Below are 11757 nucleotides of genomic sequence, written 5' to 3'. Positions count from 1 at the left end.
TTGGTGATCCCTAGTGAATGATGAACATACCGGAGCCGTACAGCAAGTCATTCAATATATGAAGGAGCATCTCGATGAGCCTATGACAACACAGCAGCTCGCCGATCTCGTAGGATACAGCCCCTTCCACTTCTCCAGAGTATTCAAACGCGTAACCGGCATCTCGGTCAGGCAATACCTGTCTGCGCTAAGAGTCGAATCCGGCAAAACTGAACTCCTCAAGAGACCCTCCCTGCTCGTTAAAATCGGGATGACTATCGGTTTATCCAGTCCGGGCACCTTCAATACCCGTTTTAAGCAGTTTGTCGGTCTGTCCCCGAAGCGATTCCGGTCCACATCCGAATCCCTGCATCAGTATGTGAATCAGTATGAGAACAAACCGTTAAGTTGGGCTGAGGAAGAACTCAATGACTTACCCCGGATCCATTGCCAGATTGAAGCTCCGGAGAATTTCCGCGGCATGATCTATGTCGGGGTGTTCCCGAGGCCCGTTCCCGACCAGAAGCCTATAAGCGGTACAGCTGTCAATCTTAGAAACCGGTCCTGTATATTGACCCACATTCCAGCCGGCACGTACTATGTGCTGGCTGCTGGCATCCCCTGGAGCCTGAATCCTCGGGATTACTATCTGCTGAACAACTCCTTGCGCGGCAAGCTCGATAATCCCGTTCATATTGACGAGACTACCGATCTGTCGGTCAAGATTACCCTGCGGGAGCCGCTGCCCTATGACCCTCCGATCGTGGTCAACCTGCCTCTGCTATTGTTCGAGAAGGATCGGGGCAACAGCGCAAAGTAGAAGAATTTTGGAATAGCCTGTCCCTCTATACTGAATTTATAGAATAAGCAATCTGAACGCTTGATCGTTAGATGATGGAGGCAAAAGACATGACCATAATTCAAGAAACCCGGATCGAAGCGGCACCCGAGTTACCTTGGAGCATACAGGCTGGAAGGATTCGCAAGAATGGCTGCAAGCCAGAGAATGGGATGTGAATGCCTGGGAAGACATGTTAGCCAGCCTGAAATCGAGCTTCGAATCAGGAGATGGCATTCTATGCTGCGAGTAAACCAATTAAACTAGAGGAGTGAATAACTATGCCCAATCTATGCGTTCTGTCGATTAATGTAAGTAACATGGATCAAGCCAAGCAATTTTATTGCGACATTCTGGGATTTCAAATTTCCAAGGCATACAGTGAAGAGATCATCAGTTTGGAAAACGAGGGCCTCTCTCTTGTTCTGCAGAAATGCGACCGCATTACAAAAACGGATTACCCGCATGAGGCGCAGGTGATTATCGGAATCGAAACTGCTGATGTGAGCGCTGCCATATCGAAGTACAAATCGCAGGGCGTTGAGGTGATCTTTGATACGCCGCAGCCTTGCCCTCCCGGTCTGTACAGTGCGATTCGGGACCCGTTTGGCAACGTAATAGAACTGCTTGAGTTTACGGAGTAAACGTACGAAACCCAAAGGATACGCTGCGTGTAGCAGGGTATCCTTTTTTTATGCAGCGAATGCTTGACTCTGTGCTTTCCTTAGAACCCTCTGTTAAGGTTTAACCTGATACGGGTAAGAACATATTGTTGCAAACCTCTGGAGTCAGAAGCATCGATAGATTAGGAATTACCGGTTTCGGAAATAATAGGTACTCGAACTGATACACTAACTACACAAGGGGAAATTCATATGGATATTACACCGGAACAACGTGTCACCCTGCATGGGTTCAACAACCTGACGAAATCGCTCAGTTTTAATATGTACGATGTCTGCTACACCAAGACCCGGGAAGAACGGGAAGCCTATCTTGAGTATATTGACGAGCAGTACAATGCGGATCGGCTTACCAACATATTAAGCCACGTGGCCGAAATTATCGGAGCCCATGTGCTGAATATTGCTAAGCAGGACTATATCCCTCAAGGAGCCAGCGTTACGGTGCTCGTATCCGAAGGGCCTGTCGTTGAGGTTTCGGAGGAATCCTATGACGAGTCGCCGGGACCACTGCCAGGCAACGTTGTGCTGCAGCTCGACAAGAGCCATATCACCGTCCACACGTATCCGGAATTCCATCCGGACGAAGGCATCAGCACCTTCCGTGCAGATATCGATGTGTCAACCTGCGGGGAAATCTCGCCGCTCAAAGCCCTGAACTACCTGATCCACTCGTTTGATACGGATATTATGACAATAGACTATAGAATCCGTGGATTTACCCGGGATATTCACGGTCACAAGCTGTTCATCGACCATGAAATCAGTTCCATTCAGAACTACATTCCCGACGAAGCCAAGGATTTGTTCGATATGATTGACGTCAATGTTTACAAGGAAAACATCTTCCACACCAAGTGCAAGCTGAAGCAGTTTGACCTGGACAACTATCTGTTCGGTTACACCAAGGACAAGCTGGCAGAAGGCGAGCAGCAGGAGATAACAGAGCGTATCAAGCTGGAGATGGATGAGATCTATTACGGTAAGAACATGGACCGCAGTTATTGACGATTCGGATATATTAAACAAGGCTGGGCTCTCATATGAGCCCGGCCTTGTTTGCCGCTTCTATGGCTTCTTCCCGGTTACGGACGCCCATTTTGGCATACAGGGCTGAAGCGTAATTCCTTACGGTGCCAACAGACAGATACAATTTCATCGCAATCGATTTGTACCGCATGCCTTTGGAGAGATGCTGCAGAATCTCCATCTCCCTCGGCGTCAGATCATATAAAACCCTGAGCGGAGATGACTCCGGAGCACTAGTATCCAGGGGAGCAATGGCCGTCTTCTCCTCAAGAAAATCACTCGCGTCCCCTTCGAACAGCTTCGCGGAAATGGAAGGATCCATCAGCGTTCCGCCTCGAATCACGATTCGGATATGTTCGGCAAGTTCACGGGGCTCCATCGTCTTCAGTAAATAACCGTCAGCCCCGCTTCGCATAGCCTGGACGGCCTTGTCCTTCTGCTCAAACGTGGTCAGGATGACCACCTTGATGAAGGGCCAGCGCTGTTTGATACTCTGAGTCGCTGTAATGCCATCCATCACGGGCATTTCCAGATCCATCAGAATGAGGTGAGGTTGGAGTTCCTCGCACATGTTCACGGCATCCAGACCATGTTCTGCACGCCCAACCACCTCGAAATCCCTCTCCGATTCCAGAATCATTCCGAGACTATCCCTGACAAAGGGTTCATTATCCACCAGCATTAGCTTTATGACATCGTCTGCCGGCTTCAGCGCCCTGGGCAGGCTGCAGGTCACAACCGTGCCTTCTTCGGAATCCGAGTGGATCGATACCTGCCCTTGAAGGCGGCTGGCTCTTTCTTTCATGGCGCTTAAGCCGAAGCCTTCCTGGATTCGGGCAGTTCCTCTGCCGTTATCTTGTATCTCAAGCCGGGTCTGCTGCAGCTCAAATTGAAGCAGAACATCCATCCTCGTAGCATGGCCGTGCCGCACGCTGTTGGTCAAAGATTCTTGCAAACAGCGGTAGAAGGTCATTTTCGCCTGCCGTGATATCTGATACTCATCCCCAAGTACTCTGAGCCCTACCTTAACCCCGGCGTTCCGCCCAAACTCCTCTGCTGCCTGTTGGAGTGACTGTACCAACGGAAGCTGCTCCTGTGGAGAATCCATCTCATGCAAATACCCTCTGATCTCATCCAGACTTGTCCGCGTCAATTCCAGCAGATCAGACAGCTTATGCTGTGCAGCTGCATCAGCTGCCGTAGAGCGAAGGCTTTCCAGCCCCATAATGACAGCGGTATACGTATGACCCATCGTATCATGCAGCTCCTTGGACAAGCGTTCGCGCTCTTCGAGCAGCGTGACCCGCTCAACCTGAGACAAATACTGCTCCAACACCGTATTTTGCGTTCGAATGATTTCATTCTGGCGATGATTGACCATTAACAGATGAAAAGCAAATCCAAATGCAAACGCAAGCGCGACATGAACCATCATCAGGATCAAATTCGTTGATGGCGCATACAGCTTGATCAGCAGCGGTATCAGCACTATAGTAACTGGCCCCGTCCATCGATACGCAATGCCCGAGCTATTCGCAGCCATCAGAAAAGCCGGTACAATAAATGACAGATAGGCTGCCGGAAAAATGGAGGTCAAATATATAGAGATACCGCCCGAAATGACGGTTTCCGTAACCCAATATGCTTTATGATTCAACAGCAGGCACAGCCATGGTACCGAGAAAGCCGCCAATTCCCACAAGACGACAACCCATAACGCCAGAGTAAACTGATCTCGAAGCTCAATGAACGTTAAGATCAGAGAGATGCAGGCCACCATGCGGAGCAGGAGCATCGCCCATTCGTACCACTTCCATTGCTTCACGATGTCAAACAAAGCTACCACTCCTTGTATTTCCTCTCACGATACCTCACTAATATGACATGGCGCCCAGCATGTGTCTACTGCCAAACGGAGAACATCCATTGCGTGTAGCGGCCTGTCAGTCTGGCTGCCCCCTTAGCTGCCCACGACCCGACGTAAGCAAAAAGAATGCCAGCCACCATCACAAGCAGGGATTTCGGCAACGTATCAATGCGAAGGTTCCCTAAATTCACATCCACAACCGAACTGGTCCATGGTGCCAATATCCACAAGACAGGGACAATACAAAATATAACGCCACAGAATAAACTAATGATGCCAACGATAAACTTCAGCATTAACATCGACACCGCTTTCCAATTTCGTACGTTCGCAAGCTCTTCCTTGGCCTGAGTCCAGGAAGACCCAGAGTGCGCCTTCCTCTTCATAACAGGCTCAATCGTAATATCCGTATAGAACTTTGTCTGGATCCGGTCATAATTCATGAAGGTCCGGGTCGTTCGCAGAAGATACGTAAGGATCGGTATTCCCACGATGGTAAAACACATACTCAAGCCAAACACCAGGCCCACGAGATAATAGCAAAAATAAAATACCCCGGTTCCGAAAGTCAACATCAAAAAACAAAAGTTCAACAGATATTCCCTCAGCCATTTCTTCATACTTATCAGAGCTCCCTTCAGGTCTTGGCGACCTCGATTTCCTGTATCCTACTTCACCCATTGTCATATCGGACAGTGTCAAATTGTCATATGACACTGCTGCATCAAAGAGATGACAGCTTGTTACTGGCCGATATGACAACCCGTTTGCCATACTGTGGGAGATCAAGCCGTCCAAGCCCCAAGATGATGAAATGCAGGATCAAGGAGCCATCGGACCAGCCTTATCCAATCTCATAACTGAAGGAGTATGATATCAATGAAATGGAACAACCCGAAACTGAAAAAGGCATGTTTATTTGTAACGACCGGAGCTCTTGCAGCGGTTGCACTATTGGGGAATGGACCTCTTATAACCGTAGCCTCGAATACGACAACGAATACGATTACCTCTCCGGCGGTATTATCCGCCCCGGTCCGTAACGGACCTGAGGATGTACAGGAGTTGTTAACATTCGCTGATCCGCTGTTTGCCGACAAAATGAAAAAATTCAATGTCGCCGGATCCAATTTTGTGGTTGTCAAAGATGGCAAAGTGCTTGTCAGCAAGGGTTATGGGTATGCCGATAAAAAGAAGCAAATTCCCGTAGATTCTCAGACCGTATTTCAGATTGCTTCCATTAGCAAGACGTTCACGGCCTTGGCAGCGATGCAGCTCGTGGATCAGGGCAAAATCCAATTGGACCATAACATAGAAGAATATTTGGCCGGATTGAAGATTCCGAACAAGACAGGGAAGCCGATCACCATGTTCGACTTGCTGACGTACACCAGCGGCGTGGATAAGCCTGACATTACCACCTACGTCTCACCGGAATACGTGAAGCAGGACATTCCGACCAGAGAATTTTTGGAGAAGCATATGCCTACCGTGGTCCGTCCGCCAGGAGAAGCTTATACATACGACAACATTGCCTTTCTGCTCGCCGGTTACGCAGTGGAGAATATGAGCGGCATGCGTTATGACCAATATATGAAGAAGAATATTTTCGAGCCTTTGGGAATGAAATCCACAAGTGTGCGATTCACACCGGAGCTGCTTGCGCGGCTGGCCTCCCACTACAGCCCGGCCGGAGAGTTCCAGCCGCTGTCTGGTCACGCTCCAACTGATGGACCTCAGGGAAGCATCTTATCCACGGGGGAAGACATGGCGCAATATCTTCTGATGCAGCTGCAAAATGGCAGAGCTGGCGATAAACAGCTGGTAAGCCCGCAAAGCTTGAAGCAGATGCACACTTACCAAACCTTCGCAGAAGCCTCGATCCCCATCGCCACCGTTGGCTTCGAAGGCTACTACAAAGAACTAATGAATGGACACCATGTCGTCCTGAAAGGCGGCAATATACCGGGACATTCCTCCTTAATGGTATTGATTCCGGAGCATAATACGGGCTTTTACATGTCCTATAATAACGACACCAACATGAGCTTGGAGATCTACGAGGCGTTCATGGATCACTACTTCCCGGAAACGGAAGCAAGTCCGTAGCCTGCATTCGTAGAATTAAGCAAAGAGGAAGCCAAGCCATATACCGGAATTTATCAAAACACCCGGGCTTTCAGCATTCGGACTCAATTCGCTTACGAGAACGGCCATCTTACCATGCAAGATTCCACAACGGGTAAACATACGCTTCAGAAAATCAATGCCCTGCTGTTCCAGGATGAGCTGGGAAACAAAGTCAGCTTCAAAAAAGGAGCAGCCGGACAGATCCAATATTTTTACTACACCAGCCCAGTCGGTCTGGGTGTCGTAGCGGAATCTCAAAAAATGGAGTCTAAACCTCCTTTTGCAGATGTGCCGTCAAACAGCAAGTTTAGAACCCACATCGATCATTTGCAGACTTTGGGCTTAATTCAGGGCATAGGGGGAAATCGCTTTGATCCCAAAGGAACGATGACGCAGGGACAATTCGCAGACCTGCTGATCCCGGCCCATGGCTGGAATATATTCCCGGTCGCGGCCAAAGCCAATCAACAGCAAATGATCCAAGGCATTCCCGGTTATCATCGCTCGAAGCCTATTACAAGGCAAGTTGCCGCTGTCATGATCCAGAATCTAAGACAGCTGAACGTGGATACCAAGGTTACCTTATCCGGTTCGACAGATGCCTGGGCGGTAGAAGCCGTTCAAGCGCTTGTCGGAAATGGTGTCGTGGACCCGGACACCCGCGTCCAACAAGACGGCTCGGTCCACTTTCGTTCCAAGCAGCTGCTCCTTCGTCAAGAAGCCTGTGCGCTGCTGGACAAGGCTTTTAACTACTACGCCCTCCCGATAGCCTTGAAATAAATCATGGATCAATAAGTTCTGCACCCCTCGCTGCAGGACTTATTGATATTCCCCTTTATATCCAACAAGGAAATAAACTCTGTTTTTTAAATCAAATGGCCTGTTTTTTGTATGTTGCCAATCCCCAATGTTCCATACAATGAAAGTGATTTTCCAATAACTTGCCATTCCATAAGGGAAGGAGGATTTCCACACCCCGTAAATGAAAGCGCATACGGATGGCTGTATATCAGCATCCACACCAACCATGGAAAGGTGGCTGAACATGAAGAAAGGAATAATCATCGGCTTTTACCGCAAGCTGCTGGCAGCAGCCCTTATCATTCCACTTATGATTGGCGGTAGCAGCCCATTGTTTGCGGCGGAATCACATGACCTGGAGGGCAGTCCTCAGGAAGCAAATGCGAAAGCCAGCCGCATCCAGCTGGAATATTTGGACAGGGGGATCGTATCGGCCCCCACATCGGAAGGTATCTTCCTGAGCTGGCGTTTGCTTGCTGATGAAGTGACCGGCTATAGCAGCAAAGGACTGACCGGTCCGATCTTCCATGTATACCGGGACGGCGCCAAAATTGCCGTTGTGGAGAACAGCACCAACTATCTGGACCCATCAGGTACAAGTTCATCGACCTATTACGTATCCGCCGTTATCGACGGCAAGGAAGTGGATCAAAGTGCAGACTCTGCCCCCTGGTCCTCCCCTTACTACGACTTGAAGCTCCAGAAACCGGCGGCTGGCATGACGCCTGCCGGAGAGCCGTATACGTATTCCGCGAATGACGCCAGCATCGGGGATGTCGACGGCGACGGGCAATATGAGTTTTTTGTCAAATGGGACCCCTCCAACTCCAAAGACGTTTCCCAGATAGGATACACCGGCAACACTTACATTGACTGTTACACACTGGAGGGTACCCTGCTGTATCGGATCGACCTCGGTGTAAACATTCGTTCAGGCGCACACTATACGCAGTTCATGGTCTACGACTTTGACGGTGACGGCAAAGCGGAAATGATGCTCAAGACAGCACCCGGCACTAAAATTCTGCGCTATGACCCTGCGGGCAACATGACCTCCCAGAGATACATTACGCTGCTGCCCGAGGATGTGAAGGCTGGTTACTCCAATCAGGACGATTACCGGCTGAGTAAAGACGGCTATTACGAGCATATGGTGAGTTTGTTCATGAATTGGCATCAGCATGAAGAGGTCGCAAGCGGCCATTGGCCGGCTACACTGGAAGAAAGCTTCGGGATGGAGAAACAATACAGCTATCCGCTCTCCCGCACTGATGCCGAAAGTCTGGTCGATGATTTCATGGATCGTTATGCTCCGCAGCGAAGCGCCCGCAATAATCTCCGGGCCTTCGAAGGGTTTATCGTGGAGGGTCCGGAATATCTCAGTGTATTCGAAGGCGCAACCGGCAAAGAGCTGGAAACCATCCGTTACAAACCCGGCAGACATGACGACGGTCTGATGTGGGGCGATTATGCGATGGCCCGAATTGAGCCAGGGAATCGCGTGGACCGCTTCCTTGCTGCTGTCGCTTATCTTGATGGAGTACAGCCCTATGCCGTATTCGCTAGGGGATATTACACCCGATCCACGCTGGTCTCTTATCAATGGGACGGGAAGCATTTAAAGGAGCATTGGTACGTGGACAGCGGCTGGACGCCCATGACCAATCCGTTCAACGACAGCCCGCATGGCCGGGACGGAACCGATGCCGTCTTCGGTACGTTGACAACGCAAGGGGCACACTCTCTGAGTGCGGCCGACGTCGATGGAGACGGCAAACAGGAAATCGTATACGGCTCCGCAACGATTGACCATGACGGCACGCTGCTGTACAGCTCCATGGACGTGCTTCCGCCCCAGAGCGCAGATCCCGGTACGGTGGCTCGCCTTGGGCACGGGGATGCGATGCATGTGACCGATATCGATCCGGATCGACCGGGTCTCGAAATCTTCATGGTTCATGAAGGCGGCACTTATGCCCCTTACGGTTATTCCCTCCGTGACGCTGCAACAGGCGAGCTGCTGTACGGTGGTTATACCGGAAAAGACACCGGCCGCGGCATGATTGGGGATATCGATCCCGATCAGCGGGGACTTGAAACCTGGGCTGTCGGGACGTGGACTGCAGACGGGAAGCAGCTTTCCACCGCCATGCCGGGCACAAACATGAACATCAAATGGTCCGCCGACATGACAACCCAGATCATTAACGGAAATTCAGATCTGACGCCTTCCATTGAGCGCTGGCGCCATGGAACACTGCTCACCGCAGAAGGCACACGCACCAATAACGGTACGAAGGGAAATCCGGCGCTCGTTGCCGATATCTTCGGAGACTGGAGAGAAGAGCTGGTGGTGCGCACTACGGACAGCTCCGCACTTCGGATCTATCTGAGTACCGAGGTCACCGACCGAAAACTCTATACGTTAATGCATGATCCGCAGTACCGGGTAGAGGTTGCCCGGCAGAATACAACGTATAACCAGCCTTCTTACACCAGCTTTTATTTTGCATCCGATACGGACTTTTCAGCTGTTCCCGTTCCTTACTATCAATCACCGGGCATGCTGGATTTGCTGGAAAATCGGGTGAGCGAATATGCCCTCTCGGGCGAACTGACAAATCCGCTGCACTCCCGGCTTACCCATTCCCTGAAGCAGGCGAAGTTTCACATGAGCAAAGGCTCCAGGGGGCAAGCGCTCAAATTCATGAATACATTTATTGCTCAGCTTGAGGAGATGAAGAAACCGGGAACGATATCGAATAAAGCACGGTTGAATCTGTCTTACCAAGCCCATGCCCTCATGGGCTTGTGGAAGTAGCATGATCCCTCAGTAGTATCACTCCCTAATAAAGCCGCCCCACTCCAATTTCTATATTGGCAGTGCAGGCGGCTTTAACGGCTTTAACCTATAAACCGTGTATTAGAATTGAACCGAAAATCCGTCAAACCGGTGAATTCCCGTCCCAAATCGGACCAGATCCTGCTTCCGCAGTGCTTGCACCGCTGCTCGAACCTCGTCCAGCAGGACCGGGTCCAGCCCGATCGTATTATGGGCTCCGTAAATCCGCTTCACCCCGTCGATATCCGCTATCCGCTCCAGCGAGTTCACCAGATCCTCCGGGCTTGTCGTAGGGTAAAATGCGTAGACCGGTGTCTCGTCATACAGCAAATCTCCCGTGAACAAATATCCCCGGCTCGGATCAAACAATGCGATATGACCGGGAGAATGACCCGGTGTGTGGTAGATGACTAGATTTCGCCCGCCAAGCTCGATGATATCTCCATCCCGGAGGAGACCGGTCGGCTGCCCTTGGTAAGGCGTGTACGCTGCGGGATCAAAGGAGGCCGGTACGGGTCTTGTGATATCGCGTGATATATCCTTGCGAATCTGTTCAACAGAGAGCTTCTTAATACCACTGACAAGCCAGTCCTCCTCAGCCTCATGCACATAAATATCTTCATATTGCCCGTGACTGCCGATATGGTCCGCGTGAACATGCGTGGTCAGTACCATGATGGGTAAATCCGTCAGCTGATCCGTCATCCGCTTCATGTTGTCGATGCCGAGTCCCGTATCAATCAATGCCGCCCGCTCGTCGCCAATTAACAAAAACGAGTGCACCTTCTCCCAATGACCGTATTCACTGATCGCAAACGTAGTGTCGTCAAGCTTGGATACGGTAAACCAGACATCATCGATCACGACTTGATATGGTTTATGCTCCATATGTATGTCCCCCTCATTCAGCTTTATTTAGCCGTTTATGTCCTTACGATTATCCTGAAATGCAATCAAAGACATATAATAACTTTTCTCTTCTGCGGTCAGAGATGTCCCACCTGCTGGGGTCGGCTCCATCCTGAAGTGCTTGTCCATAAGCAATTTGAACTCCTCTATAAAAGCATGAAAGCTCTCCTGTGTAGCATGGAAACGATAGGTCGAGGCCAGATTTTTCCGGTGATGCTCATTCGCGCTGCTCAAGGCAAAAGAAGCTGCCGGTGCATGCTCAATCTTCGTCCGGGTAATATCCAGCGTCTCCATAAAGACCTGCCGCGAGGTTTCCACCAAATCGAGGCTGGGGAGCAAGTAATCTTCCGGAATAAAACGGCTCGCGACAGCGCGATAATATTTCTGAACGATCCCGTTCTTCTCTTCCTTGCGGACGATCTGAATAACCCCGTGTTTCTCCAGCTCTTTCAAGTGAAAATAAATATTGTTTCGCGTTATATCCAGCATCTCTGCCAATTGCTGTCCCGTATGGGCATCCTTTACGAGTTTCATCAGTATTTTCGTGCGGAGCGGATCAGCAATCGCCTTCAGCTGCTCATGGGTTTTAATTTTATAGACACCCGTAATTTCCAATTTAACACCTCTCTATACTTTACCGGTAAAATTAATTTTACTGTTGGTCGTGTATCATCCTAAC

General features: G+C 50.2%; 8 protein-coding genes and 1 pseudogene. 5 read left to right on the top strand and 4 right to left on the bottom strand.

Going from position 1 to position 11757, the window contains the following annotated elements:
* Positions 1 to 13 precede the first annotated feature (13 nt).
* The 3 genes from B9D94_RS05565 to speD all read left to right on the top strand — a co-directional run bounded on the left by B9D94_RS05565 (position 14) and on the right by speD (position 2508).
* The gene (locus tag B9D94_RS05565) at positions 14 to 799 is read left to right on the top strand and encodes an AraC family transcriptional regulator (protein WP_076151554.1); all 786 of its coding nucleotides are present in this window, start codon (positions 14 to 16) and stop codon (positions 797 to 799) included.
* A gap of 299 nt (positions 800 to 1098) precedes the next feature.
* Positions 1099 to 1461 carry a VOC family protein gene (locus B9D94_RS05560; protein WP_006212273.1) on the top strand — a complete coding sequence of 121 codons (363 nt, stop codon included), beginning with the start codon at positions 1099 to 1101 and terminating at the stop codon, positions 1459 to 1461.
* Between the two features lie 231 nt (positions 1462 to 1692).
* Positions 1693 to 2508 carry an adenosylmethionine decarboxylase gene (gene speD, locus B9D94_RS05555; RefSeq protein ID WP_006212274.1) on the top strand — a complete coding sequence of 272 codons (816 nt, stop codon included), beginning with the start codon at positions 1693 to 1695 and terminating at the stop codon, positions 2506 to 2508.
* A gap of 31 nt (positions 2509 to 2539) precedes the next feature.
* Here speD and B9D94_RS05550 read toward each other — a convergent pair whose 3' ends face one another.
* Positions 2540 to 4357, bottom strand: coding sequence for a helix-turn-helix transcriptional regulator (locus B9D94_RS05550; protein ID WP_172964033.1), 1818 nt, complete (start codon positions 4355 to 4357; stop codon positions 2540 to 2542).
* Between the two features lie 74 nt (positions 4358 to 4431).
* On the bottom strand, positions 4432 to 5016 hold the full coding sequence (locus B9D94_RS05545; RefSeq protein ID WP_063480445.1) for a sensor domain-containing protein: 585 nt from the start codon (positions 5014 to 5016) through the stop codon (positions 4432 to 4434).
* Between the two features lie 259 nt (positions 5017 to 5275).
* Here B9D94_RS05545 and B9D94_RS05540 point away from each other — a divergent pair.
* Positions 5276 to 7306 (top strand): annotated as a pseudogene (locus B9D94_RS05540) (serine hydrolase).
* Positions 7307 to 7571: 265 nt separating this feature from the next.
* On the top strand, positions 7572 to 10148 hold the full coding sequence (locus tag B9D94_RS05535; RefSeq protein WP_148246585.1) for a rhamnogalacturonan lyase: 2577 nt from the start codon (positions 7572 to 7574) through the stop codon (positions 10146 to 10148).
* A gap of 102 nt (positions 10149 to 10250) precedes the next feature.
* On the opposite strand, the gene B9D94_RS05530 is transcribed toward B9D94_RS05535, so the two are convergent.
* Positions 10251 to 11057 (bottom strand): MBL fold metallo-hydrolase, encoded by an 807-nt coding sequence (locus B9D94_RS05530; RefSeq protein WP_063480447.1) that lies wholly within the window; start codon positions 11055 to 11057, stop codon positions 10251 to 10253.
* A 27-nt stretch (positions 11058 to 11084) separates the two neighbouring features.
* Positions 11085 to 11693, bottom strand: coding sequence for a winged helix-turn-helix domain-containing protein (locus B9D94_RS05525; protein ID WP_172963909.1), 609 nt, complete (start codon positions 11691 to 11693; stop codon positions 11085 to 11087).
* Positions 11694 to 11757: the final 64 nt, after the last annotated feature.

The sequence above is a fragment of the Paenibacillus sp. Cedars genome (genome assembly GCF_003184205.1).
GTDB classification, from domain to species: domain Bacteria; phylum Bacillota; class Bacilli; order Paenibacillales; family Paenibacillaceae; genus Paenibacillus_AQ; species Paenibacillus_AQ glucanolyticus.
Note: the sequence above shows the minus strand (reverse complement) of the source record. Positions and strands in the feature narration are given on the sequence as shown.